At 74.5% G+C, this 23,107-nt stretch carries 25 protein-coding genes and 1 pseudogene; 13 read left to right on the plus strand and 13 right to left on the minus strand.

Annotation, left to right across the window (positions count from 1 at the left end; all coding sequences use genetic code 11):
* Window positions 1-6: 6 nt before the first annotated feature.
* Window positions 7-2,400, minus strand: coding sequence for a hypothetical protein (locus tag BJ961_RS22100; protein ID WP_381160522.1), 2,394 nt, complete (start codon window positions 2,398-2,400; stop codon window positions 7-9).
* A 253-nt stretch (window positions 2,401-2,653) separates the two neighbouring features.
* On the opposite strand from BJ961_RS22100, the gene BJ961_RS22105 reads away from it, so the two are divergent.
* Both BJ961_RS22105 and BJ961_RS22110 read left to right on the plus strand, forming a co-directional pair.
* The gene (locus BJ961_RS22105) at window positions 2,654-3,478 is read left to right on the plus strand and encodes a DeoR/GlpR family DNA-binding transcription regulator (protein ID WP_271414539.1); all 825 of its coding nucleotides are present in this window, start codon (window positions 2,654-2,656) and stop codon (window positions 3,476-3,478) included.
* A 118-nt stretch (window positions 3,479-3,596) separates the two neighbouring features.
* Entirely contained in the window at window positions 3,597-4,070 is a 474-nt protein-coding gene (locus BJ961_RS22110; RefSeq protein WP_271414540.1) for an SRPBCC family protein, read from the plus strand.
* Between the two features lie 8 nt (window positions 4,071-4,078).
* Here the strand turns inward: BJ961_RS22110 and cds1 are convergent, their stop codons facing one another.
* Window positions 4,079-5,203: an L-cysteine desulfhydrase Cds1 gene (cds1, locus tag BJ961_RS22115; protein WP_271414541.1), complete on the minus strand. Its 1,125-nt coding sequence runs from the start codon at window positions 5,201-5,203 to the stop codon at window positions 4,079-4,081.
* Window positions 5,204-5,549: 346 nt separating this feature from the next.
* On the opposite strand from cds1, the gene BJ961_RS22120 reads away from it, so the two are divergent.
* Both BJ961_RS22120 and BJ961_RS22125 read left to right on the plus strand, forming a co-directional pair.
* Window positions 5,550-5,873, plus strand: a complete 324-nt coding sequence (locus tag BJ961_RS22120) for a hypothetical protein (RefSeq protein WP_271414542.1) — start codon at window positions 5,550-5,552, stop codon at window positions 5,871-5,873.
* A gap of 185 nt (window positions 5,874-6,058) precedes the next feature.
* Window positions 6,059-6,595, plus strand: a complete 537-nt coding sequence (locus BJ961_RS22125) for an ATP-binding protein (RefSeq protein WP_271414543.1) — start codon at window positions 6,059-6,061, stop codon at window positions 6,593-6,595.
* A gap of 221 nt (window positions 6,596-6,816) precedes the next feature.
* Here the strand turns inward: BJ961_RS22125 and BJ961_RS22130 are convergent, their stop codons facing one another.
* Window positions 6,817-7,101, minus strand: coding sequence for an SHOCT domain-containing protein (locus BJ961_RS22130; RefSeq protein WP_271414544.1), 285 nt, complete (start codon window positions 7,099-7,101; stop codon window positions 6,817-6,819).
* 234 nt (window positions 7,102-7,335) lie between these two features.
* Here BJ961_RS22130 and BJ961_RS22135 point away from each other — a divergent pair, with 234 nt between their 5' ends.
* From BJ961_RS22135 to BJ961_RS22155, 4 genes and pseudogenes are all read left to right on the plus strand, one after another.
* Window positions 7,336-7,953 (plus strand): TetR/AcrR family transcriptional regulator, encoded by a 618-nt coding sequence (locus tag BJ961_RS22135; protein ID WP_271414545.1) that lies wholly within the window; start codon window positions 7,336-7,338, stop codon window positions 7,951-7,953.
* Between the two features lie 13 nt (window positions 7,954-7,966).
* The gene (locus BJ961_RS22140) at window positions 7,967-8,554 is read left to right on the plus strand and encodes a DUF4865 family protein (RefSeq protein WP_271414546.1); all 588 of its coding nucleotides are present in this window, start codon (window positions 7,967-7,969) and stop codon (window positions 8,552-8,554) included.
* A gap of 365 nt (window positions 8,555-8,919) precedes the next feature.
* Window positions 8,920-9,311: pseudogene (locus BJ961_RS22150) on the plus strand (tautomerase family protein).
* Window positions 9,305-9,703, plus strand: coding sequence for a VOC family protein (locus BJ961_RS22155; protein WP_271414547.1), 399 nt, complete (start codon window positions 9,305-9,307; stop codon window positions 9,701-9,703). The pseudogene BJ961_RS22150 and the gene BJ961_RS22155 overlap by 7 nt, the downstream one beginning before the upstream one ends.
* Window positions 9,704-9,720: 17 nt before the next feature.
* On the opposite strand, the gene BJ961_RS22160 is transcribed toward BJ961_RS22155, so the two are convergent.
* Window positions 9,721-10,959: an ROK family protein gene (locus BJ961_RS22160; protein WP_271414548.1), complete on the minus strand. Its 1,239-nt coding sequence runs from the start codon at window positions 10,957-10,959 to the stop codon at window positions 9,721-9,723.
* 37 nt (window positions 10,960-10,996) lie between these two features.
* Window positions 10,997-11,647, minus strand: a complete 651-nt coding sequence (locus BJ961_RS22165) for an alpha-ketoglutarate-dependent dioxygenase AlkB family protein (protein ID WP_271414549.1) — start codon at window positions 11,645-11,647, stop codon at window positions 10,997-10,999.
* Between the two features lie 77 nt (window positions 11,648-11,724).
* Here BJ961_RS22165 and BJ961_RS22170 point away from each other — a divergent pair, with 77 nt between their 5' ends.
* Window positions 11,725-12,918, plus strand: a complete 1,194-nt coding sequence (locus tag BJ961_RS22170) for a methyltransferase (protein WP_271414550.1) — start codon at window positions 11,725-11,727, stop codon at window positions 12,916-12,918.
* Here the strand turns inward: BJ961_RS22170 and BJ961_RS22175 are convergent.
* Together BJ961_RS22175 and BJ961_RS22180 are read right to left on the minus strand one after the other, a co-directional pair.
* On the minus strand, window positions 12,908-13,801 hold the full coding sequence (locus tag BJ961_RS22175) for a class II fructose-bisphosphate aldolase (RefSeq protein ID WP_271414551.1): 894 nt from the start codon (window positions 13,799-13,801) through the stop codon (window positions 12,908-12,910). The genes BJ961_RS22170 and BJ961_RS22175 overlap by 11 nt on opposite strands.
* A 32-nt stretch (window positions 13,802-13,833) precedes the next feature.
* The gene (locus tag BJ961_RS22180) at window positions 13,834-14,715 is read right to left on the minus strand and encodes an SIS domain-containing protein (RefSeq protein WP_271414552.1); all 882 of its coding nucleotides are present in this window, start codon (window positions 14,713-14,715) and stop codon (window positions 13,834-13,836) included.
* A gap of 129 nt (window positions 14,716-14,844) precedes the next feature.
* Here BJ961_RS22180 and BJ961_RS22185 point away from each other — a divergent pair, with 129 nt between their 5' ends.
* Together BJ961_RS22185 and BJ961_RS22190 are read left to right on the plus strand one after the other, a co-directional pair.
* Window positions 14,845-15,624: a DeoR/GlpR family DNA-binding transcription regulator gene (locus BJ961_RS22185; RefSeq protein ID WP_271414553.1), complete on the plus strand. Its 780-nt coding sequence runs from the start codon at window positions 14,845-14,847 to the stop codon at window positions 15,622-15,624.
* 272 nt (window positions 15,625-15,896) lie between these two features.
* Complete coding sequence (locus tag BJ961_RS22190) at window positions 15,897-16,652, plus strand: phosphatase PAP2 family protein (RefSeq protein ID WP_271414554.1); 756 nt, start codon at window positions 15,897-15,899, stop codon at window positions 16,650-16,652.
* Here the strand turns inward: BJ961_RS22190 and BJ961_RS22195 are convergent.
* Both BJ961_RS22195 and BJ961_RS22200 read right to left on the minus strand, forming a co-directional pair.
* Entirely contained in the window at window positions 16,558-17,010 is a 453-nt protein-coding gene (locus tag BJ961_RS22195) for a phospholipase (protein WP_271414555.1), read from the minus strand. The genes BJ961_RS22190 and BJ961_RS22195 overlap by 95 nt on opposite strands.
* 127 nt (window positions 17,011-17,137) lie before the next feature.
* Window positions 17,138-18,253 (minus strand): Gfo/Idh/MocA family protein, encoded by a 1,116-nt coding sequence (locus tag BJ961_RS22200; protein WP_271414556.1) that lies wholly within the window; start codon window positions 18,251-18,253, stop codon window positions 17,138-17,140.
* 211 nt (window positions 18,254-18,464) lie between these two features.
* Between BJ961_RS22200 and BJ961_RS22205 the strand changes: the two genes are divergently transcribed.
* Together BJ961_RS22205 and BJ961_RS22210 are read left to right on the plus strand one after the other, a co-directional pair.
* Window positions 18,465-19,061, plus strand: coding sequence for a Dps family protein (locus tag BJ961_RS22205; RefSeq protein ID WP_271414557.1), 597 nt, complete (start codon window positions 18,465-18,467; stop codon window positions 19,059-19,061).
* Window positions 19,062-19,080: 19 nt separating this feature from the next.
* Window positions 19,081-20,193, plus strand: coding sequence for an ABC-2 transporter permease (locus BJ961_RS22210; protein WP_271414558.1), 1,113 nt, complete (start codon window positions 19,081-19,083; stop codon window positions 20,191-20,193).
* A 13-nt stretch (window positions 20,194-20,206) separates the two neighbouring features.
* Here the strand turns inward: BJ961_RS22210 and BJ961_RS22215 are convergent, their stop codons facing one another.
* The 4 genes from BJ961_RS22215 to BJ961_RS22230 are packed head-to-tail and all read right to left on the minus strand — an operon-like array spanning window position 20,207 to window position 23,083.
* Complete coding sequence (locus BJ961_RS22215; protein ID WP_271414559.1) at window positions 20,207-21,751, minus strand: helix-turn-helix domain-containing protein; 1,545 nt, start codon at window positions 21,749-21,751, stop codon at window positions 20,207-20,209.
* Window positions 21,748-21,915, minus strand: a complete 168-nt coding sequence (locus BJ961_RS22220; RefSeq protein WP_271414560.1) for a hypothetical protein — start codon at window positions 21,913-21,915, stop codon at window positions 21,748-21,750. Before BJ961_RS22220 ends, BJ961_RS22215 begins: the two co-directional genes overlap by 4 nt.
* Window positions 21,912-22,070 carry a hypothetical protein gene (locus BJ961_RS22225; protein ID WP_271414561.1) on the minus strand — a complete coding sequence of 53 codons (159 nt, stop codon included), beginning with the start codon at window positions 22,068-22,070 and terminating at the stop codon, window positions 21,912-21,914. The genes BJ961_RS22220 and BJ961_RS22225 overlap by 4 nt, the downstream gene beginning before the upstream one ends.
* Window positions 22,067-23,083: a DUF917 domain-containing protein gene (locus tag BJ961_RS22230; protein ID WP_271414562.1), complete on the minus strand. Its 1,017-nt coding sequence runs from the start codon at window positions 23,081-23,083 to the stop codon at window positions 22,067-22,069. Before BJ961_RS22230 ends, BJ961_RS22225 begins: the two co-directional genes overlap by 4 nt.
* Window positions 23,084-23,107: the final 24 nt, after the last annotated feature.

Raw genomic sequence — 23,107 nt, forward strand, 5'->3', positions numbered from 1 at the left:
CGGGCCCTAGCAGTCCCCGACCGTGTCGTCGGCCGCGGGGACGGGTGCGGCGGCGCCGTCGGTGTGGCGGGGCGCCGGCACCTCGGGGCGGAGCCGGGCCAGCAGGTGCCGGCGTTCCTCGGCGAAGGCCGGGTCGGCCTGGTAGTCGGAGTGTCCGAGGATCGGTGCGGGCAGCGGGTGGAGTTCGGTGCGGCCGTAGGTCAGCGGGTCCTTGAGGGGTGCCCGGTCCACCGCGGGCCCCGCGTCGCCCGGCAGCCGCATCGGGCCGCCGATGGGGTCGGTGCGCCGGTACAGGTTGCGCCAGCAGTCGACCTCCTCGTGCAGTGAGGCGAGCGCGGCGGGCCCGAAGTGGGCGGGGAACCAGCGGCCGTACAGCCGCTCCAGGGGGGAGCCGTAGGTGAGCAGGGCGACCCGTCTGCGGGCGGACGGCTCCAGTTGCCAGGACGCGGCCGCGGCGAGGACGCTGCCCTGCGAGTGCCCGGAGATGACCAGCCGCCCGCCGGTGGCACGGGTCCAGGTCGCCATCCGCCAGGTGAGGTCGGGCACCGCGCGCTCGGCGTAGCAGGGCGGTGCGAAGGGGTGGGCGGCGCGCGGCCAGAAGGTCCCGACGTCCCACAGGATGCCGATGGTGCGCCGCGCGGAGGGGTCCTTGTAGGCACGCCTGCCCCAGGTGACGAACAGTATGAAGCCGAGGCCGATCAGCCAGGAGCCCAGCGCCTGCGCGGTCTGCGCGGCTCCTTGGACGACGGCGTACGTGCCGCGCGCGGCCTCGCCGGGCACCTGGTCGGTCGCCAGAGCGCCCACCAGGGCTCCGGCACCCAGCAGCAGGGTGGCGGCGGAGGTGAGGGCGACGAGGACGGGCGCCCGGTCGGTGAGGGTGGCCAGGGCGCGGGTGAGGGCGATGCGCCGGGTGCGTCCCCGGTCCCCGGTCTCCCCCGGGTGGTCGCGCTCCACCGCGTCCCGTTCGAGCCGGGCCAGGCGCAGGGTGTGCCGGGCGAGTACGGCGCACATCAGCAGGACGACGACGAGCAGCGGCGGGATGACGGACGCCTGCCAGGTCAGCAGGACGGGCGGGCCGTCGAGGAAGGTGCCGGTGCCGTCCATCCAGTCTGAGACGCGCTGGGCGACGCCGCCGGACATCACGCCGCCCAGCGCGCAGGCCAGCATGGCGACGGCGGGGCCGCCGAGGCCCCGGATCGCGGTGCGGGTGTCGGGCCGGCTGCGGTGGAGCAGGTGGGCGACCACGGCGAGGGCGACGACGAGCAGTCCCTGCACGAGGGCGATGCCGCCGAAGGCCGCGTCCCCGGACAGCCGGCCGGTCGACGTCCACTGCGGGCGGGCCCAGCCGCCGTACAGCAGGGCGAGGACGAAGAGGAGGAGCGCGGCGAGCGGCAGGCGTCGTACGAGGTGCTCGTCGAGGTGTCGGTCGATGCGGTTCTCGCTGCGGCCCCGGCGGCACACCACCGCGACCACGCCGACCGCCGCCGCGACCAGCGCCCCCTGCAGTGCCCAGCCCAGCGTGTCGAGCAGCGCGGGTCCGCCCGGCCGCCGGTCGAACCGGGCCGCGGGCACGCCGATGCCCGCGGCGACGGTCAGCAGTCCTGCGGCGGTGTGGGCGGCGCGCAGCCGGGCCACCAGGCGGCGCCCGTACCAGAACCCGGGCCGGCCGAGCGCGGCGCGGCCCGGGCCTGCCTCGGCGTCGGCCTCCCGCTCCATCGGCTGCTGGGACTCGTAGGCCCGCCAGGTGCGCAGCGACAGGTACCAGAGCAGGCCGGTGAGCGCGGCGGGCACCGCGGCCGCGAGGGCGAGCCTGCGGCCGGGTGGGCTCCACCAGCCGCCCTCCGACACCACGGGCGACAGGAAGCCCAGCCAGGAGTGCCGTTCCGCGCACGCGCGCGTGCCCGCGCACTGCCAGGCCACCAGGTCGAGCGCGACCTCGCAGGCGGCGGCGACCAGGAGCACCGTCAGGGTGAGGCCGGTGAGCCGCAGCAGCAGCCCGTAGAGGCGGACCGTGCGGATCCGGCCGTGCGCGGCGGGCCGCATCCAGTGGGCGAGGTTGACCACCATGAAGGGCAGGAGCAGCAGCCACAGGGCGCGGGTGCCGTTGCCGGAGGTGAGGTTGCACCAGACGTAGGCCTCGGGCACCGGCCGGCCCCGGTAGTCCTCGGGCCTGGACTCGGCGTCGGCGTCCTCGGCTCGCCGGAAGACGGCCGCGACGTGGTCGCCGGTGATCCGCACGGTCCGCGGGTCGTCCAGCATCTCGGCGGGTGTCGTGCCGCCCACTCCGTGCACCAGGAGTTCCAGGGCGGTGCCGCTTCTCGCGTCCGTCCCGTCGGTTCCGCCGCGCGGTCCGTGGGTGTCGTGCCCGCCCGCCCGGGCCTTTCCCTGCGTCTGCTCCACTGTCCGCACTCCCCCGTGACGTGCCGTCGGCTCTGTCCGTGCGGGCACAAGGATCTCCACTGCGCGTGTGTGCTACACCCCTCGGCACGGAATCTCCCCGATCCGTGTGACCCGGGGGCCGGGGCGGGCGGTGGCGCGGCCCCGGTGCCGGCGTGCGAGGATGGGCGTCCGCGCACGGGTGCGGGGAGAAGTCCTCATCAGAGCGAGTGCGTCGGCGTGTCGGACGGTTTGCGGCGAAAGGACCGAGGCGTACGTGAGTGAGAATCCGAACCTCCTCGCGGAGCAGCGGCGCGCTCTGATCCTCGACGAGGTGCGCCGCCGGGGCGGCGTCCGGGTCAACGAGCTGACCCGCAAGCTCGGTGTGTCGGACATGACGGTCCGCCGCGACCTGGACGCGCTGTCCCGGCAGGGTGTGCTGGAGAAGGTGCACGGCGGAGCGGTTCCGGTGGCCGAGGCGAGCACCCACGAGCCCGGGTTCGAGGCCAAGTCGGGTCTGGAGCCGACCGCCAAGGAGGACATCGCGCGGGCCGCCGCCGAGCTGGTCGCGCCGGGCGCCGCGATCGCCCTGTCGGGCGGTACGACGACGTACGCGCTGGCGCACCGGCTGGTGGATGTGCCGGACCTGACGGTGGTCACCAACTCGGTGCGGGTGGCCGACGTGTTCCACGTGGCGCAGCGGACCTCCGGGGCGCGTCAGGGGGTGGCGACGGTGGTGCTCACCGGCGGTGTGCGCACCCCCTCCGACTCGCTGGTGGGCCCGGTCGCCGACCAGGCGATCGCGACCCTGCACTTCGACGTGCTGTTCCTCGGGGTGCACGGGATATCGGCGGAGGCCGGTCTGTCGACGCCGAACCTCGCGGAGGCCGAGACCAACCGGCGGCTGGTGCAGTCGGCGCGGCGTGTCGTGGTGGTCGCGGACCACACCAAGTGGGGCGTCGTGGGACTGAGTTCGTTCGCCGCGCTGGAGCAGGTGGACACGTTGGTGACCGACTCCGGCCTGTCCGCACCGGCCCGTGCGGAGGTCGCCGAGCACCTCGGTCTGGTGGTGGCGGGCGAGCCGGACGCGGCGGTCGACTGACCCCCGCGTGCGCGGGGGTGCGCCCCCGGCCCCGCTGACACCCGGCACGCCCCCGGCTATCGTGGCGCCACCCGGCCGATCGTCCGCACGCGCGGCTTCGCACAAGGGGGTGGTGTCCATGGCTCGCCGTCTGCGTCCGGTGGGTCTCGACTTCGTCGAGACGGCGCCGGTACGCCTGGTCTTCGCACGGGAGGTCTCCGCGGCTCCGGAGGCCGTCTACCGCGCCCTGGCCGAGGACGTGCCCGGCTGGACCGCCTGGTTCTCCGCGGTGACGTTCGCCCGGCCCATCGGGGAGGGCGCGGGGCGCGAGATCCGGCTCCGGGGCGGTACGCGCTTCGTGGAGACGGTGCTGGCCGCCGAGCGGCCCGAGCGGTACGCCTACCGCATCGACGTCACCAACGCGCCGGGCGCCCGGGCCATGCTCGAGGAGTGGCGGCTGGCGCCCGCCGGGACCGGCACGCGGGTGCAGTGGACGTTCGCGGCGGACGGTACGGCGGCGTTCCGTTTCGTGCTCGACCGGGCGCGTGCGGGGATGGGGCGGGCCTTCCGGGGCGCGGTCACATCGCTGGACCGGCGGCTGACGCGCCCGTAGCCCGCCGCTCATTCGAGCCGGGCGCCCGTGTGCAGCAGGGACTCGATGGCCGTCGTGTACGGCTCGATGTCGAGGCCCTGTTCGGCGAGCCAGGCGTCCGAGTAGTACTTGTCCAGGTACCGGTCCCCCGGGTCGCACAGGAGCGTCACGACGCTGCCCCGGCGGCCCTCGGCCACCATCTCGGCGACGATCTTCAGCGCGCTCCACAGCCCGGTGCCCGTGGAACCGCCCGCCTTGCGGCCGATGGCCCGTTCCAGGGACCGTACGGCGGCGACGCTCGCCGCGTCCGGCACCTTCATCATGCGGTCGATCGCACCGGGGACGAAGCTCGGCTCCATCCGGGGCCGGCCGATGCCCTCGATCCGGGAGCCGCGGTCGCAGGCCACGTCGGGGTCGCCGGTGGTCCAGCCCTCGAAGAAGCAGGAGTTGTCCGGGTCGGCGACGCAGACGCGGGTGTCGTACTGCATGTAGTGCACGTAGCGGGCGAGGGTCGCCGAGGTGCCTCCGGTGCCGGCCGTGGCGACGATCCAGGAGGGCTCGGGATACCGTTCCAGCCGCAGTTGACGGAAGATCGACTCGGCGATGTTGTTGTTGCCGCGCCAGTCGGTGGCGCGTTCGGCGTAGGTGAACTGGTCCATGTAGTGGCCGCCGGTCTCCGCCGCGAGGCGGGCGGACTCCTCGTACATCCGCCGGGAGTCGTCCACGAAGTGGCACCGTCCGCCGTGGAACTCGATCAGGCGGATCTTCTCGGTGCTGGTCGTGCGGGGCATGACGGCGATGAAGGGCACGCCGATCAGCTTCGCGAAGTACGCCTCGGAGACGGCCGTGGAACCGCTGGACGCCTCGATCACCGGACGGTCCGGCCGGATCCAGCCGTTGCACAGGCCGTAGAGGAACAGGGAGCGGGCGAGGCGGTGTTTGAGGCTGCCGGTGGGGTGGGTCGACTCGTCCTTCAGGTAGAGGTCGATGCCCCACTGTTCCGGGAGCGGGAAGAGGAGCAGGTGGGTGTCGGCCGAGCGGTTGGCATCGGCCTGGACCTTGCGGACGGCCTCTTTCAGCCAGGCGCGGTAGGCCGTGTCGCTGTGGTCGACGTCGAGGGTGGCGCCGGTGCCGGTCTGCCGGTCAGTGCTCACTGCGGGGGCTCCTTACGCTGCGCGCCGACGGCGTACAGCGCGGCCGACACCCCGATCATAAACACCATCCACACGCTTCTCACCTGCATAAACACACCTTTGAGGGCCCCAAAGGCACCCCTGGGGCGCAGGGGCCGGCACGGTGGGGGCGCATTCGGGCGAGTGCTCCGGTCGCCCCCGGAAAGCGGTGGCGCGTACTGGTGCTCGGGGCGCGGTGCGGGCAGACTGCCAGCGGCGGGACCGGGTTCCCGCCGCGGGCGCACACTGGAGCACGACACGAGCCGGTACCCGGAGCATCGCGGTCGGTGCACGGTCCGGCAACCGACGGGCACGAGGGGGCGACGGCATGGCGGAGCCGGAGTTCAGGGCCACGGGGGTGCGGATCGGCAAGCGGCTGCGTTCACTCACCCGGGCCGGGACGGTCCGGATCAGCGGCGGCAGGGTCGAGTTGCTCACCAGCTACGGCAGTGAGATCGACAGCGCGCCGGTGCAGGCGGTGCGCGCCTCCCGCCCGTGGTTCGCCCCGCAGGACCGGGCTTTGGCCGACCTCAACGGCAAGCGGTATCTGCTGACCCTCGGGGAGCGGGACCCCGCACCGGGGGAGCCGGGCCCGCCCGCGGCCGGCCGCTTCATCGAGGCGGTACGCAGGGCGGCCGGACGCCGCGTCTGAGAGATGTCCGTAAGTTGCGGTGCCTCACCCCTTGCGTCACGCTGGTCACACGTCACTCTGGGTTTACCGGCGATAACGCTGCGAACCAGCCCGCCGGCCACGACAGCGGGCGGCGTGTGCCACGTGCGCCCCGCTGGATCCGAACTCCGTGTTCTTCCGGACCTCTATGTCGGGGAGTCGCAGCCGTGATCACTCACCCAAGCAGACACTGCACGGTGGAGCTCCAAGCCCTGCCGTCGCGGATCGGCCAGGTCCGCAGAATCGTATCTGCGCAATTGCGCTACTGGCATATGGATCTCCTGATCGACCGGGCGGTGCTCGGCGTGACGGAGTTGCTGACCAATGTCCACCTGCATGCCCGGCCGGACAAGACGTGCACCGTGGAGATGGAGCTGCTCCTGGACCGGCTCACGGTCTCGGTGCGCGACCACGATCCCCGGCTGCCCGTCGTGGACGACGCCGAGCCCCTCGCGACGTGCGGACGGGGGCTGGCCATGGTGGCCGCGATGAGCGAGAGCTGGGGCGCCCGGCCCGAGGGCGAGGCGGCCAAGGTCGTCTGGTTCACGCTCCCGACGGCCGTCACCGCACCGCAGCCCGCCTCGGCACACCCGCCGCGCCGGCTGGTCGAGGAGGTGCCGGTCGCCGCGTTCGCGGAGGTCGAGCACGCGGTCGACCTCGGGAGTGCCCAACCCGCTCCCGCCCGGTCGGCCGTTGCCGGCTGACCGGGCGGTGACCCTCCGCTGCCGCGGGCCGTGCGGTACCACCGTCCGGGCCGACGCGCGGAGCACGGGACCGCACGGGCCGGAACTGGCGTCCACCGGTGCGACCGGCGGCCGTTGACGGTGCGTCGGCTCCGGGCGCCGGGCAGCCGGCGCGGGGGACCGGCTCCGCGGCCGTCAAGGTGTCCCGGGCCCGCCGGCGGCTCGGGCGGCGGCCGTCGCGGTCATGCCGGGCCACCCCTGCCGGTGCGGCCGAACTGCTCGTCCAGCACGGTCAGCCGGCGCCAGTACTCGTCCTCGTCGATCTCCCCGGAGGCGAAGCGGTGGCCGAGCACCGTGAGGGGCGAGTCCCCTTCGATCGCGGTCGGCCGCCCGGGGCCGCGGCGCCCGCGCCGCACCGTGCGGCGCAGCAGGGTGATGCCGCCGCCGATGACCAGTGCCCAGATCACCGGGAAGAGCAGGATCCACGGGCCGGGCCCGCCGTCGCCGAACTGTGCCAGGGTCTCCATGTCGTCCCACTCCTCGGTCGCGATGTTCCTTGTGCCTCTTGCGAGCCTCGCCCCGGAAGGGGGCGCCGGTCGTCGTACGGCCGGCGGCCGTGTGGGTACCCCGCGGGGAGTACTCCGGCCGTCGGCGCCTGCGCCTCCCGCCCCTTGCGCGCCCTCCGGCTGCCCTTCGGCTGTCTTCCGGTCGTCCCTTCGAGCCATCCCTGCGCTGAGCACTCGACTTCTGTAACTACTAGTATGTACAGTCCTCGCATGAGCACCTCGGAGCGACTGATCGAGTCCACCCGCGAGCTGCTGTGGGAGCGCGGGTACGTGGGCACCAGCCCCAAGGCGATCCTCGAGCGCGCGGAGGCCGGGCAGGGCAGCATGTACCACCACTTCAGCGGCAAGCCCGACCTCGCGCTCGCCGCGATCCGGCGGACGGCCCAGGAGATGCGGGCCACCGCCGAGGCCGTGCTGACCGGTCCGGGGACGCCGTACGAGCGTGTCGAGGCGTATCTGCGGCGTGAGCGCGACGTGTTGCGCGGGTGCCCGGTGGGGCGTCTGACGATGGACCCGGACGTGATCGCCGACGACGCCCTGCGCGCGCCCGTGGACGAGACCCTCGACTGGCTGCGCGAGCAGATCGCCCAGCTGGTCGAGGAAGGCAGGGAGCAGGGCGAGTTCGCGCCCTCCCTGGACGCCGAGGAGATCGCTGCAGCGGTCGTCGCGACCGTCCAGGGCGGCTACGTCCTGGCCCGCGCGTCGGGCTCCCCGGCCGCCTTCGACGCGGGTGTCCGCGGCCTGCTCTCCCTGCTCGCGCCGCCGGACGCCGTACGGCGGCGCGAGGCCCTGAGCCCGTCCCGGAACACCTGAGGAGTACCGGCCCGTGCACGCCATGCAGTACACCTTCACCCTGCCCGCCGACTACGACATGGACATCGTCCGGGAGCGGGTGGCCCGCACCGGGCACCTGCTGGACGACTGGCCCGGCCTCGGACTCAAGGCGTATCTGATCCGCGCACGCGGGAAGGACGGCTCGCCCGTCAACCAGTACGCCCCCTTCTACCTGTGGCGCACCGTGGAGGGCATGAACTCCTTCCTCTGGGACGGTGCCTTCCAGCGGCCCACCGACGACTTCGGGCGGCCCGCGGTCCGGCAGTGGACCGGTCTGGCGTACGAGGAGGGCGGCGCCACCGGCTCCCCGGCGCGGGTCGCGGTCCGGCGGCGGCAGCCGGTGCCGGAAGGGGTGCCGCTGACGGAGGTCGCGGCGCGGGCGGTGCGGGAGACCGGGCGGCTGGCGGCCGTGGACGGGGCGCTGCTGGCGGCGGCGGTCGTGGACACCGGCCGCTGGGAGCTGGTGCACTTCTCGCTGCACGCGCACGATGTCCCGGACGGGGTGGAGGGCGAGGCCTTCCGGGTGCTGCACCTCTCGCAGCCGGGGCGGGGCCTGCTGTCCCGGGGGCGCCAGTGGTGAGCGCCGTCCGGACGGCCCTCGGGGACGTGCCCGCCGGGGAGCTGGGGGTGTGCGACGCTCACGACCACCTGTTCTTCGCCGGCCCCCGGCTGCCCGGCGAGGAGTTGCACGACACGGCTGCCGCGCGTGCGGAGCCGGCCTCGTGGCGGGAGTGGGGCGGCGGCGCGGTGGTGCGGTGGACGCCGTACGGTCTGCGTCGGCGGGCCGCCGGTCTGCCGGCCTGTCCCGGGAGACCGGTGTGCATGTGGTCGCCGCGACGGGGCTCCACAGGAACGCCGCTACGACGAGGGGTCCTCGCCGGGCCGAGGGGCCGGGCCGCCGACGTCTTCGCCGCCGAACTGACGCGGGGCACCGGGACGTCGGGCGTGCGCGCGGGGCTGATCAAGGTGGCGGGCGGTTTCCATGAGCGGCTCGACGCGCTCGGGCGGGCCGTCCACGACGCCCTCGTCGAGACCCTCGGCATCCCGCCCGACGACCGTTTCCAGGTCCTGACCGCCCACGACGCCGCCCGGAGCACCCTGCGCCACGGCGACTGCCTCGGCGTGCACCGGGACGAGGACATCGTCTTCGTGGCGATCACGTTGCGCGCGGGGCGGACGACCGGACGGAAGCAGGCGCTGTACCGCCGGATCGCTCAACTCGCCGAGGAGTACGCGGGGACAGCCCCAACGTCTTCGTCACCCTGACCGAGAACACCTCCGCGGACTGGTCGCTGGGCAACGGGCTCGCGCAGTACGTAGGGTCGGGATCATGCTGAGACTCGGAATCCCCGTCATCGGTGTCACGGACGTCCCCCGCGCGGTGGCCTTCTGGACGGCGGCTCTGCCCCTGGTCGCCGCGGAGGAGTGGAGCAGCGAGACGTGGCGCACGCTCGTGTACGCGGACGGCTCCGGGCGTGCCCTCGGACTGCTGCGCAGCGACTCACCGCCCGAGCCGCGCCCCCGTCTCCACCTCGACCTGTTCACGGACTCGGCCGAGGAGCAGCGGGAGGAGGTGCGGCGGCTGATCGGTCTCGGCGCGCGGGCCGTGGAGTGGGACCTCTACCCGCCCGACCCCGACTTCGTCGTCCTGGCGGACCCGGACGGCAACATCTTCTGCGTCGTCGACCTCAGCCACGCCCCGAGCGGCGGCGACCGGCCCACGGCCTAGAGGGCACGTCCGGTTCGCTACGCCGGCACGCCCAGCGGATCGTCCAGGACCGGCTGCCAGGCCAACTCCGCCGCGCCGACCAGGCTGTTGTGGTCGAGGCCGCAGGGCAGGATCGGCACGCCGCCGCTCTGTCCCCACAGGCTGCGGTCGGCGACGACCGCGCGCAGCCGCTCGGGGTCGGCGTCGAGGAGCGCCCGGTGCAGTCCGCCGAGGACGACGCGGTCGGGGTTGAGGATGTTCACCAGACCGGCCAGGCCCAGGCCGAGGCGGTCGATGAGGGTCTCGGTGGCGGCCCGGACCGCCGGGTCGGCGTAGTGCTCGCGGATCAGGTCGTAGGACTGCTGGAGCAGGGACACCTCGGGTCCCGGCTCGCGGCCGGCCGCGGTGAGGAAGGCCAGCGGGTCGGTCTCGACGTCCAGGCAGCCGTGGCTGCCGCAGTAGCAGGGGCGGCCCGCGGGGTTGACGGTGAGGTGCCCGACCTCCAGGGCGAGGCCCGAACTTCCGGTGTGCAGGCGGCCGTCGAGGACCAAAGCGCCGCCGACCCCGCGGTGGCCGGTGGCCACGCACAGCAGGTCGCGGGCGCCGCGTCCGGCGCCGTGGCGGTGTTCGGCCAGCGCCGCGAGGTTGACGTCGTTCGCGGCGAAGGCGGGGCCCTCGATTCCCGCGGCGCGCACCTGCTGCGCGAAGATCTCCCGCACGGGCGCTCCGGCCGGCCAGGCCAGGTGCAGCGGGTTCAGGGCCAGACCGTCCGGCTCCGCGACCGCGGACGGCACGGCGAGTCCCGCGCCGACGCAGCGCCGCCCGGTCTCCCGCAGGAGCTGAGCGCCCGTCTCGACGACCGAGCCCAGCACCTTCGCCGGGTCGGCGTCGACGACCTCGCAGCCGGGCGCGGTGGCGACGATCCGGCCGCCCAGACCGACCAGGGCGGCCCGGAAGCCGTCGGCGTGGACCTGCGCGGCGAGGGCGACGGGCCCGTCCTCCGCAACCGAGAGGCGGTGCGAGGGGCGGCCCTGCGAGCCGGCCGCCGCGCCGGGCCTGGCGTCCACCCGGATCAGGCCGAGCGCCTCCAGTTCGGCGGCGACCGCACCGGCCGTGGCCCGGGTCACGCCCAGTTCCGCGGTGAGGACGGCCCGGGTGGGGGCTCGTCCGGTGTGCACGAGCTCCAACGCGGGTCCGAGCGCGCCGCGCCCCCGGTCCAGCCGCGTCCTCGAGGTGGTCCCTTCCCCCGCCGCCCGGGGGTCCGCCTTGCCGCTCATGAGGGCGAGTCTCCCATGATCCGTCCGGGGCGCGGGCCTAGAGGCCGCTGACCGGGAGCGTGATGTTCAGCCGCCCGGTGAGTCCCAACTCGGGCGGCGCGGTGCCCGGGTGCACCCTCGGTACCCCGTGGTGGGCGAGCCGGGAGGGGCCGCCGAAGACGAAGAGGTCCCCGCTGCGCAGCTCGGTGTCGGTGTAGGGGCGGGTGCGGGTCCCGGGGTTGCCGAAGCGGAAGACGCAGGTGTCGCCGAGGCTCAGGGAGACCACGGGGGCGTCGGAGCGCTCGTCCGCGTCGCGGTGCATGCCCATGCGGGCGTCGGCGTCGTAGAAGTTGATCAGCGCGACGTCGTACGGGGCCGCCGCCACCGCCTCGGCGCCGAGCGCGTCGGCCACCGCGCGGCGGGCGAGGTCGTCGAGCCGGGCAGGGAAGGGCTTGACCGGGGCGCCGTCGCAGTCGACGGCGGTGGGGGCGTAGCCGTACGGGTACCAGTGCCGGCCGAGGCAGACCTGCCGGGCGGTCATGGTGCCGCCGCCCGGGGTGCGCACCGTGCGCAGTCCGGCGGGCGGGCGGGCCCAGGCGCGGCAGGCGTCCAGCAGCTCGCGCTGCCGTTCCGCGTCCAGCCAGTCCGGCGCGTGGACGGCGCCGGGCGCGGTCGCGGTACGGGTCCTGGGGAACAGCTCGGCGTCCATGCCCCCATCGTGCACCGCGCCCGCCCGCGCCGGGCGCGACCGGTGCTGAGCTGCGGCTCGGCTAGCCTGGGCACACGATGAACGACCGCAGCATGAGCGACCGCAGCAGCAACGACCGCGGCGTCCGCGACGACCGGATGACGACGCCCTGGGGCGAGCACGTGCTGTCCCGCTTCCCCGAGGACCCGCGCGACCGGCTCCGTGCGTGGGACGCCTCCGACGAGTACCTGCTGGGCCACCTCGCGGAGCGGGAGGTCCCGCTCGACGGTACGGTCGTGGTCGTCGGCGACCGCTGGGGGGCGCTGGTGACGGCGCTGGCCGCGCACCGGCCGGTGCAGATCACCGACTCCCACCTCACGCGGGAGGCGACGCGGGCCAACCTGGAGCGCGGCGGCGTGGCGCCGGGCTCGGTGCGCCTGCTCACCACGCAGGATCCGCCGCCGGAACGGGTCGACGTACTGCTGGTGCGGGTGCCGAAGAGCCTGGCGCTGCTGGAGGACCAGCTGCTGCGGCTGGCGCCCGCGCTGCACGGGGGCACGGTCGTGGTGGGCACCGGGATGGTGAAGGAGATCCACACCTCGACGCTCCGGTTGTTCGAGCGGATCGTCGGACCGACCCGCACCTCCCTGGCGGTGAAGAAGGCCCGGCTGATCTTCTCCGAGCCCGATCCCGCGCTGAAGCGGCCGGCCAACCCGTGGCCCCTCGGCTACCGGCTCCCCGACGACGTCGGGCCGCTCTCCGGCCGTCCCGTCGTCAACCACGCGGGTGTCTTCTGCGCCGACCGGCTCGACATCGGCACCCGGTTCTTCCTCCGGCACCTGCCGGACCCCGGGGGCTTCCGGCGGGTGGTGGACCTCGGCTGCGGCAACGGTGTGGTCGGCACGGCCGTGGCACTGGCCGATCCGGACGCCGAGGTGCTCTTCACCGACGAGTCGTTCCAGGCCGTGGCCTCGGCCGAGGCCACGTACCGGGCGAACGAGGCCGCGGGCCGGGCTCAGTTCCGGGTCGGCGACGGGCTGGCCGGGGTGCCGGACGGCGGTGTGGACCTGGTGCTCAACAACCCGCCGTTCCACTCCCACCAGGCGACGACCGACGCCACGGCGTACCGGATGTTCACCGGGGCGCGGCGGGCACTGCGCCCCGGCGGTGAACTGTGGGTGGTCGGCAACCGGCACCTCGGTTACCACGTGAAACTGAGGCGCCTGTTCGGCAACAGCCATCTGGTGGCGGGCGACCGGAAGTTCGTGGTGCTGAAGGCGGTCAGGGAGTAGCCGCCGGAGCGGTTGTGGGAGCCGCGGGGGTGTCCCGGGCGACCACCTGGATGATCGTCGCCACCGTGCGGGCCATGGCCTCCCTTCCGGCGGTGAGGTAGCCGCGTGAGTCGACCGCGTCGGGACGGGCGGCCAGGTGCTCCCTGATGGCGCCGGTCATGGCGATGTTGAGCGCGGTGCCGACGTTGACCTTGGCGATGCCGCCCGCGACGGCCGCGGTGAGTTCGCCGTCGGGGACGCCTGAGGAGCCGTGCAGGACGAGGGGCACGTCCAGGGCGCCGGACAGTTCCTTGAGCAGGTCGTGGTCGAGGGCCGCGGTGCGCGTGGTCATGGCGTGGGAGCTGCCGACGGCGACGGCCAGGGCGTCCACGCCGGAGTCGGCCACGTAGGCGCGCGCCTCGGCCGGGTCGGTGCGGGCGCCGGGGGCGTGGGCGTCGAGCGGCGGTGCGCCGTTCTTGCCGCCGACCTCTCCCAACTCCGCCTCGATCCACAGGCCCTGGGAGTGGGCCCAGTCGGCGGCGGCCCGGGTCGCCGCGAGGTTCTCCGCGTACGGCAGCCGGGCGGCGTCGTACATGACGGAGCTGAACCCGGCGTCCGCGGCACGGCGCAGCAGGCTGTCGCTCTGCACGTGGTCGAAGTGCAGGGCGACGGGCACGGCGGCGCCCTCGGCGGCGGCGACGGCCGCGCGGGCCAGGGGCAGCAGGCGGCCGTAGCGGTACTTCACGGCGTTCTCGCTGACCTGGAGGACGACGGGCGTGCGCACGGACTCGGCGCCGGCGACGACGGCCTCGACGTGCTCCAGGGTGATGACGTTGAAGGCGGCGACGGCGGAGCGGTCGGCCGCGGCACGGCCGACCAGGTCGCCGGTGGTGGCGAGGGGCACGGTCTGTTCCTATCCGGCTTCGGGGGCGGGCGTCAGGGGGCGAGGATCACCGAACGGGTCAGGTGGCGCGGACGGTCCGGGTCGAGGCCGCGGGCGGTGGCGACGGCGACGGCGAGCCGCTGGGCACGCACCAGTTCGGCCAGCGGGTCCAGCTCGCCGGGCACCCACATCGCGCCGGTCTCCCGGACCTGCTCGGGCAGTCCCTCGGGCGCCTCGCCGAACATCCAGGTCGCCGTGCCCGCGGTGCTGATGCTGATGGGGCCGTGCCGGTACTCCATCGCCGGGTAGGCCTCCGTCCAGGACAGGGAGGCCTCGCGCATCTTCAGGCCCGCCTCGTTGGCCAGTCCGACGGTCCAGCCCCGGCCGAGGAAGGTGAACTGGGTGCGCTCGACCAGCCCTTCGGGAAGCTCGGCGGCGAGCGCGGCCCTGGCGTCGGCGACGACCGCGTCGGTGTGCAGGCCCAGGTGGGCGCGGAGCAGGGTGAGCGCGGTGGTCGCGAACCGCGTCTGCACGACCGAACGCTCGTCCGCGAAGTCGAGGACGACCACGTCGTCGGCGGCGGCCATCACCGGCGTCTGAGGATCGGCGGTGAGCGCGACGGTGCGGGTGCGCCCCTTCAGCTCCGTGAGCAGCGCCAGCACTTCGGTGGTGGTGCCCGAGCGGGTGAGGGCGACGACACGGTCGTACGCGCGGCCCCGCGGGAACTCGGAGGCGGCGAACGCGTCCGTCTCGCCCAGTCCCGCCTCCTCGCGCAGCGCGGCCACCGACTGCGCCATGAAGTACGAGGTGCCGCAGCCGACGATCGCCACCCGCTCCCCCGCCGCCGGCAGCGCCGCCGTGTGAACCGCCGCCTCGGCGGCGGCGCGCGTCCAGCACTCGGGCTGGCTGTTGAGCTCGTCCTCGACATACGTCATGTCGCACACTCCCCGAAACACAGGTTGATTGTTCCTGCAAGATATAGCGAGCTTTCGAGCACAATCAAGCACTCCAGGGGATGAGTGCGGTGCGCTAGGGTCACGGAAGATCGAGGAACGGAGGCGCGGATGTCGCGCGACGCCCGCTGGAAGGCGCTGCTGGAGCTGCTCGTCGAGCGCGGCCGGCTGGACGTCGAGGAGGCGGCCACCGAGTTGGAGGTCTCGGCCGCGACGATCCGCCGCGACTTCGACCGGCTCGCCGAGCAGCAGATGCTCGTGCGCACGCGCGGCGGCGCGGTAGTGCACGGGGTGTCGTACGAGCTGCCGTTGCGCTACAAGACCGCCCGTCGCGCGTCGGAGAAGGAGCGTGTCGCGCAGGCGGTCGCCGCCCTGGTCGCGCCCGGCGAGGCGGTGGGACTGACCGGCGGCACGACCACCACGGAAGTGGCGCGCGCCCTGGCCGTGCGCGCCGACCTGGCCTCCGGCACCCCCGCGTTGACGGTGGTCACCAACGCGCTCAACATCGCCAACGAACTGGCCGTCCGGCCGCAGTTCAAGATCGTGGTGACCGGCGGCGTGGCCCGGGCTCAGTCGTACGAGCTGATCGGGCCGCTCGCGGACGGGGTACTCGGGCAGGTGACCCTCGACGTGGCGGTGCTGGGCGTCGTCGCCTTCGACGTGGCGCACGGTGCCGCGGCCCACGACGAGGCCGAGGCCGCGATCAACCGGCTGCTGTGCGAGCGCGCCGAGCGGGTGGTCGTGGCCGCCGACTCCAGCAAGCTGGGACGGCGGGCGTTCGCCCGGATCTGTGCGACCGAGGCGGTCGACACGCTGGTCACCGACGGCGCGGCCGACCCGGAACTGGTGGAGCGGTTCGAGGAGGCCGGGGTCCGGGTCGTCACGGCCTGAGGAACCGCCGGATGACGGCGCCGCCGGCCGGTGCCCGGGGCCCCCGGTGCGCTCCGGCGTCGCGGCCGAGGCGGGCTCCGGCGGATCCGGCGCCGGTCCGGCCCGCCCGGTGAGCCAGGGCTGCGGGCCTCGCCCCCGGCCCGCGCACGGCCACCGCCCCCGCCCCACCGTCCCTTCCTCCACCGTCCCCCGGACGGGCCCCGCCCGCGCGCCGCCGGGTCCGGAGGCGGCCAGGATGGCTCGGGTCCCCTCTCCCCGCGGAGCAGGAGCCCATGACCGAACCGACCGACGCCGACGCCGACTCCGACGGCGACTCTGGCGGCCCGCGCACACCGGCCTCCGGACCGGAGCCCGCGCGCAGGTGGACCCGCGCCGCCGTGCTCGGGGACCTGCGTGCCGTGGACGGTGCGCTGTACGCGGCGGTGGCGGCCACGTCCACGCCCACGCTCGACCGGGTACTGCGGCGCCTGTCGAACGCCGCCGACCATTCGAAGGTCTCCCTCGGGATCGCCGCCGCGCTCGCCCTGTGCGGAACGCGGGCCCGCCGGGCCGCACTCGTCGGCGTGGGCGCGATCGCCGTGGCGTCGGCCTCGACGAACCTGCTGGGCAAGCGTCTGGTGCACCGGGCGCGACCGGACCGGGAGGCGGCGCGGGTGACGGTGGACCGGTACGTGCCCATGCCCGCGTCGGCTTCGTTCCCCTCGGGGCACACGGCCTCGGCGGTCGCGTTCGCCACGGCCGTCGGCGTCGTCCTGCCGGAGGCCGCCGTACCGCTCGGCGTGCTGGCGGGCGCCGTCGGCTACTCCCGGGTCCACACCGGTGTGCACTACCCCGGTGACGTCGCCGCGGGTGCGGTCCTGGGGATCGCCAGCGCGGCCGCCGCCCTGGCGGCAGCGACGTCCGCCCCGGTGACCGGCCGCGGGCCGGGGTCCGTCAGCCGAACACCTTCACGGCCTGGTAGTACGTCCACGCCGTGCTGTTGCAGGCGGCCCTGGTCGCGGTGCCGTAGCCGGCGCAGACCCGCTTGAGGTCCTCGTAGAAGGCGCTGTCGAGACGGGACTTGTTGGCGTCGAAGGTCCCGGCGTCCTTGTAGTTGCGGTAGCCGAAGTCGTGGCGCGCGCAGGAGGTGCTGAAGGGGAAGCCGAACGGGTTGTCCGGGGACGACGAGCAGTAGTCGGTGCTCCAGTCGAACCCGTAGGCGGACCAGGCGCTCTTGTTCGCCCGCGCGGCGGTCCAGGCGTTGTAGCTCGACGCGCTGGTCTGCGTCCAACCGGCCAGCACCCGCGCCTTGTCGGCGGGAACGGCGTCGGCGGTCGCGGCGGTGGCGACGACCGTGGTCACGGCCAGCGCGGCGGCGCCGAGTCCGGTGGCGAGTCTGCGGTGCATCCCACACCTCCATGAGGCCGCGGCCCGCCCCTCGGACCGCAGGTTCATGCCAAGATGATGCGCACCTCGACCCCCTGTTCACACCTCCCGCGCCCCAACGCGCCGTGAACGCTTCGGGTTTGCGCCGCTACGCGCGTCCTGCGGGGGCCCAGTCGGGGTGGCCGCCGTGCATGGCGGCGTAGAACGGGTCGCCGGGACCGATCTCCCCCGCGTTCACCGGCCGCCCGGTGAACGCCGCCTTGTACAGGGCCGCGGCGAACTCCAGCGTGGCGCGGGCCTCGAGACCGCTGCCGGGCGGGCGGACCCCGGCGTCCCAGGCGTCCAGTACGGCGCCGAGCTGAGCCGTGTGGGAGCTGGGCACGTCGGTGCGCGGTGCGCGCCAGGCGGCGGCACGTGCGGGGGCGACGTGGCGGGCGGGGGTGTAGCTCCAGTCGTCGTTGCGATGCCCGTACAGATGGGTCAACTCCACCGTCGCGTCGGCGCAGTCGACGCGTACGCGGCTCACCTCGTCCGGTGAGAGCACGCTGTTGACGACGGTGGCGAGGGCGCCGCTCGCGAAGCGCACCAGGGCGGTGGAGACGTCCTCGCTCTCGGTGTCGTGCACCAGGCGCGACGCCATGGCCCGTATCTCCGCCCAGGGGCCGAGCAGATGGAGCAGGAGGTCGTACTGGTGAATGCCGTGGCCCATGGTCGGGCCGCCGCCCTCGGTGGACCAGCGTCCGCGCCACGGCACCGCGTAGTAGGCGGCGTCGCGGTGCCAGGTCGTCTGGCAGTGGGCGACCAGCGGGGCGCCCAGCTCACCGCTCGCGATCAGTTCGCGGGCGTGCGCGGCACCGGAACCGTACCGGTGCTGGAAGACCACGGAGGCGTACGCCCCGGACGCCTCCTCGGCCGCGGCGATGTCGTCGTACTCGGCGAGGGACAGGCACAGCGGCTTCTCGCACAGCACCCACGCACCCGCCTGGAGCGCGGCCACCGTCTGCTCCCGGTGCGGGGAGGGCGGCGTACCGATCAGGACCAGGTCGGGGCGTACGGCGTCCAGCATGGCCCCCGTCGACGTGAACCCGGTGACGTCGCCGGGCACCTGCGCGCGGAAGGCGTCGAGCCGCACCGGATCCACGTCGACGGCCGCGACCAGTTCGGTGCGGTCGGCGTGGGCGGCGAGAGCGGGCAGATGGCTGCCGGTGACGATGGCTCCGGTACCGACCACGGCGACCCGGCGGCGGGCGGGGCGTGGGGACATGCGGTCCTCCTCGGACAGCGGCGGGCGCCAGCACGCGCACCAGGTAGAAAGCGCTTTCGGACTGGGTCGACCCTATGCGGGCGGCGATCGCCCGGACAACCCCCACCGTTTGCGGGTCCGGCCCGCGGCTGGTCGACTGGCGCGGGGAGGAACCGAGGCCGGCGACACCGCGCCGGCCCACCCTTCAGCCCTCTCCGGAAGGAGTCCAGGCGTGAGTTCCCCGAAGCCCTCGTCGTCCGTGGAGCACCGGTCGGACGGCAGCCAGCCCTGGCTGCACCAGAAGGGCCGGACCATTCAGGAGTTCGGCACCGTCAAGCAGTTCCCCGTGGCCCTGACCATGGAGACCCGTCTCTACTCCTGCCAGCGGCTCAACAAGGTCCTGGCGGACACCCGGATCCTGCACGATCTGTACAAGAAGTACCACTGGCTGATGCGCGGGGCGACGTTCTACCAACTGCACCTGCTGCTGGACAAGCACGCGGGCGAGCAGCTGGAGCTGATCGACACCATCGCCGAGCGCGTCCAGACGCTCGGCGGCGTCGCGGTCGGCGACCCCCGTCACGTCGCCGAGATCACCACCGTGCCGCGCCCGCCGGACGGGGTGGAGGAGGTGCCGTCGATGCTGTCGCGGCTGCTGGAGGCGCACGAGCTGATCCTCACCGACTGCCACGACGCGGCGGCCCGCACCCAGGAGCTCGGGGACGACGGCACCAACGACCTCCTGGTCTCCGAGGTCGTGCGCACCAACGAACTGCAGGCGTGGTTCGTGGCGGAGCACCTCGTGGACACACCGCTCGTCCACGCCTGACCCGTCGGACACGGCCCACATGTCCCACGACTCCGACGGCGCGCACGGTGCTCACGGTGCTCACGGTGCTCACGGTGCTCACGCAGAGCCTCCGCCGGGCGGCGGGGGGTGGTACGCGTTCCGGCAGACACCGTTCTGGCCGGCGACCGTACTGGTCCTGATCCTCGCGGCCGCGGCGGGCCTCTTCGCGGGGTCGTACACCTACTCGATGGCGGACCCGACGCCCCGGCTGATTCCCACGGCCGTGGTCGGCTCGTACGAGAAGGCCGGTGGCCGGGCCTATCTGGAGGGCCTGGAGAAGGCCCTCAACGCCTCGGTCAAGGTGCACGCCTACGGGAGCCGGGCCGCGGCCCGCGAGGCGATGGAGGAGCAGGAGGTGTTCGCGGTCTTCGAGCTGCGCGACGACGGACGCCACGCCGTCCTCGAGCTGTCCGCGGCGTCCGGCGCCTCGGTCGCGGAGATCCTCGCGCAGACGGCGCCGGCCGTGGGGAAGAAGACCGGCGTCCAGGTCACCGTCCGCGATGTCAAACCGCTCCAGAAGGGCGACCCGCGCGGGCTCGCGATCTTCTACGTCTCCCTGGCCGCCGTGATCATCGGCTTCGTCGGGGCGATCCAGTTGAGCGTGCACGCGCGGCCGCTGACCCCGTTCGAGCGCATCCTGTTCACGGCGGCCTACGCGCTGCTGGGCGGGTTCGCCATCGCCGCCACGGTGGACTGGCTGCTGGGTGCGCTGGACCTGCCGTTCGTCGAGTCGTGGCTGATCCTGACGTTGACGATGTTCACGTCCGGCATGGTCTTCACCATGTTCAACACCATGTTCGGGCGCTGGGCGATGCTGCCCACGTGGGGGCTGATGGTGCTGCTGGGCAATCCCTCGTCCGGCGGCGCGGTGTCCTGGCCGCTGCTGCCGTCCCCGCTGGGCCTGATCGGCCAGTGGCTGCCGCCCGGGGCGTCGGTCAACGCCCAGCACACCGCGGTGTACTTCCAGGGCCACCAGCACGCGTTCCCCTTCCTGGTGCTGGGCGGGTGGGCGCTGCTGTCCTGCACGGTCTTCTGGATCTGGCGGCACCGGCATCCCGGCGGACGGGACAAGAGGCCGCAGGACCCCGAGCCGGAGGGCGCCGTGTCCTGACGGTCGACCGTGCTCAGGGGGAGGCCAGGGCGCGGCAGGCCATCTGGAGGGCGAGCCGGTTGCCCGCGTCGTCCAGGCCGACGCCGAGTCGTTCGCGGACCTGGCGCAGCCGGGCGGCGACGGTGTTGCGGTGCAGGCCGAGGGCGCGGGCGGTGGCGGCGGCGGAGCCGCCGTGCTCGAGGAAGACCCGCAGGGTGGTGAGCAGGTGGGCGTGTTCGGGGCCGCTCAGTGGGGCGAGGGCGGTCTCGGCGAAGGCACGGGTGACGTCGGACTGCTGCCAGGCGGCCAGCAGCCTGCCCACGCCGAGTTCGTCGGTGTGTTCGACGGACGGCCGGAACTCCCTGGCGGCCGCGAGCCGCGCCGCGTTGCGGGCCTCGGTCAGGGTGTCGGCCAGGCCGCCGGGGCCCTGGTGGGGCCGGCCGATACCGGCCACCAGCCGCCAGCCGGGGGGAAGTTCGGCGAGTGCCCGGCGGACCCGGCGCAGCAGCAGCCGGGGTTCGTCGTCGGCGGGCCGGGGACCGCTGCTGCACCACAGGGTCCAGTCGCCCTCGCCCTCGGCGACCGCCTGGGTGCCGACGCCGTGCCGGGACAGGGCGGCGAGCAGCGGTGCGGGGACGGTGTCGGGGCGGTCGGCGGCGGGCGGCTCCTCGGCGCGTACGGCCAGGCCCACGTGCCAGTCCTCCAGCCGCCAGCCGAGCGCGACCGACTGCTCGACGACCTCCCGGCTGACGGTGCCCCGGCCGGTGACGACCTCCGTCAGCAGACGCCGGCGGACGGCGCTGTCGTGGTCGGCCCGGGTGCGTGCTCCGGCGAGCCAGGACCGGACGAAGGGTTCGAGCAGGGCGAGGCCCAGCGCGACGGTGTCGGCGCGGTCCTCGTCGGCCCGTTCGAAGGGCCAGACCAGCCAGGCGGTGACGGGCGCGGTGCCGCCCGGCCGGTGCCCCGCGATCGGGACGGCGTGCACGGGGTGGGCGAGCAGTCCGGGGGTGCGCTGGGGCACGGCGAGCTCCGGCCGCAGGGCGTCCGGAACCACCGGGTCGCCGACGATGGCTGCGCCGTCGGGCGTGACGAGGCTGACGTCGGCGGCGAGCACGCCGCGGGCCGCGGCGATCAGGTCCGGTCCCTCCGTGCGGGTGGCGAGGCGCCGGACCAGGTGGTCGACGGTACGGGCCCGCGTCACCTCGGGGGCGCGGACCCGCAGGGTGAGATCGAGGGCCAGCCGGAACGGGTCGTCGGTGGCGGCCCACAGCACGGGGATCCGCAGCCGGTCGGCCAGTCGTACGGCGGACAACGGCGGTCTGGCGGTGCCGTCGGCGGTGACGCACAGCGCCGCGGCGCCCGCCTCCTGGGCGCGGCGGACGAGGGCGTCGAGCCGGTAGGCGGGGGTGGCGTCCCCGACGTCGCAGAGCACCAGGTGCCCGTCGACCGGGTCGAGGGCGCCCTGGTAGACGGTCACGTCGAGCACCGGCCGCTCCAACCCGGCATGCCCGGCGAGCGTGCGGGCCCGGCGCAGCAGCGGATCGGCCAACAGGTCGGCGACGCTCGGGACGGTGCTCATGCCCCGCCCTCGCACGAGACGGCGCGACCACGGGCAAGGGCGCTCCGATCAACGGTCACGTCGAACACCGCCCCCTCCAGCCCGGCACGCCCGGCCGACGTGCGGGCCTGACGCAGCGGCAGCGGATCGGCGGGCAGGTCGGCGACGCTCGGGACGGTGCTCATGCCCCGCCCCCGGACCAGACGACGTGACCCTCCACCGGGCCGAAAGCGCACCAGTCCACGGTCACGTCGAACACCGACCCCTCCGACCCGGCACGCCCGGCCGACGTGCGGGCCCGGCGCGGCAGCGGATCGGCGACGCTCGGGGCGGTGGTCATGACGGGCTCCGGGTCGGGACGGTGCCGCGGTCGAAGGGGCGCGTGAGGGGTCCGGTGGGCGGGGCCGGGTCGAGACCGAAGGCGGTGGGGCCGACCAGCGGTTCGGCCGCGGGGGGCCAGTCGTGGAGGGCGGGGAGGCGGAGCAGGATCAGGTGGCCGCCGGTACGGAGTTGGTCGGCGCGCAGGGGGCGGCGGCCGCTGGGATCGACGGCGGCGATGATCTGCGGGGTGGCGGCCCGGGTGACGCCGTCCACCGTGACGGCCAGGTACTCGTCCAGGAGGTCCACCCGGACCACGGCACCGGTGCGGCCGTCGGTGAGGGTGGCCCAGCCGGGGGTCAGGTCCTGGCGGGGGACGATCTCCTCGACGCGACCGGCCGCCAGCGGTTCGGCGCCCAGCGCGTCGGCCAGGCTCTCGGGCGTGCCGCCGGTGTCCGGCGCGGTGAGGAGTCGGTCCCCGAGGCCGAGGCAGGCGGAGACGGAGTCGCGGACCCCGATCGCCGCGAGCCGGGAGGCGGGCAGGGGGTGGACGGCGAGGGCGGCGGCCCCGCCGAGGGCGAGGACGTTGGCCCGCAGCAGCCGTTCGGCCGAGCGGCGTGAGCACTCCCGGACGACGACGGTGTCGCCGCCGGGGCCGACCAGGACGAGCGGTGCCGGGTCCACGCCGTGCACGGCGGCCACGGTCTGGTCGATGCGGGGGAAGGCACGCCCCATGAGGTCGCCGTCGACCAGCGGCAGGCCCAGCCGGGCGGCGGCGACCGCGGCGACGACGGCGTTGAGGCCGCCGATCTCGATGACCCCGACGGCGCCCGCCCGGACGCCCGCGGCCTCGGCGGCGGTGCGCACGGCGTGGGCGAAGTCGTCGGGGTCGGCGAGCCGCTCGGCCAGCACGTCCGGAGCGCCGACCAGACCGGCGTGCACCACGACGGTGTCCGGCGCCAGGGCGGCGGCGGGAACCAGCGGCACCGGTGCGTCGGCCAGTTCACGGCGGAGCAGCAGGGCGCCGGTGGCCACCTCTCCCCACCGCCGGAGCCGAGC

This window comes from Streptomyces lienomycini, assembly GCF_027947595.1.
In the GTDB taxonomy this organism is placed as follows: Bacteria; Actinomycetota; Actinomycetes; order Streptomycetales; family Streptomycetaceae; genus Streptomyces; species Streptomyces lienomycini.

Coding starts and splice junctions, on each gene's coding strand:
- BJ961_RS22110 (WP_271414540.1), top strand. CDS start 3,597: ATGGCTCGCCGTCTGCGTCCGGTGGGTCTCGACTTCGTCGAGACGGCG.
- BJ961_RS22120 (WP_271414542.1), top strand. CDS start 5,550: ATGGCGGAGCCGGAGTTCAGGGCCACGGGGGTGCGGATCGGCAAGCGG.
- BJ961_RS22130 (WP_271414544.1), bottom strand. CDS start 7,101: ATGGAGACCCTGGCACAGTTCGGCGACGGCGGGCCCGGCCCGTGGATC.
- BJ961_RS22135 (WP_271414545.1), top strand. CDS start 7,336: ATGTACAGTCCTCGCATGAGCACCTCGGAGCGACTGATCGAGTCCACC.
- BJ961_RS22155 (WP_271414547.1), top strand. CDS start 9,305: ATGCTGAGACTCGGAATCCCCGTCATCGGTGTCACGGACGTCCCCCGC.
- BJ961_RS22160 (WP_271414548.1), bottom strand. CDS start 10,959: ATGAGCGGCAAGGCGGACCCCCGGGCGGCGGGGGAAGGGACCACCTCG.
- BJ961_RS22165 (WP_271414549.1), bottom strand. CDS start 11,647: ATGGACGCCGAGCTGTTCCCCAGGACCCGTACCGCGACCGCGCCCGGC.
- BJ961_RS22170 (WP_271414550.1), top strand. CDS start 11,725: ATGAACGACCGCAGCATGAGCGACCGCAGCAGCAACGACCGCGGCGTC.
- BJ961_RS22180 (WP_271414552.1), bottom strand. CDS start 14,715: ATGACGTATGTCGAGGACGAGCTCAACAGCCAGCCCGAGTGCTGGACG.
- BJ961_RS22185 (WP_271414553.1), top strand. CDS start 14,845: ATGTCGCGCGACGCCCGCTGGAAGGCGCTGCTGGAGCTGCTCGTCGAG.
- BJ961_RS22190 (WP_271414554.1), top strand. CDS start 15,897: ATGACCGAACCGACCGACGCCGACGCCGACTCCGACGGCGACTCTGGC.
- BJ961_RS22195 (WP_271414555.1), bottom strand. CDS start 17,010: ATGCACCGCAGACTCGCCACCGGACTCGGCGCCGCCGCGCTGGCCGTG.
- BJ961_RS22200 (WP_271414556.1), bottom strand. CDS start 18,253: ATGTCCCCACGCCCCGCCCGCCGCCGGGTCGCCGTGGTCGGTACCGGA.
- BJ961_RS22210 (WP_271414558.1), top strand. CDS start 19,081: ATGTCCCACGACTCCGACGGCGCGCACGGTGCTCACGGTGCTCACGGT.
- BJ961_RS22215 (WP_271414559.1), bottom strand. CDS start 21,751: ATGAGCACCGTCCCGAGCGTCGCCGACCTGTTGGCCGATCCGCTGCTG.
- BJ961_RS22220 (WP_271414560.1), bottom strand. CDS start 21,915: ATGAGCACCGTCCCGAGCGTCGCCGACCTGCCCGCCGATCCGCTGCCG.
- BJ961_RS22225 (WP_271414561.1), bottom strand. CDS start 22,070: ATGACCACCGCCCCGAGCGTCGCCGATCCGCTGCCGCGCCGGGCCCGC.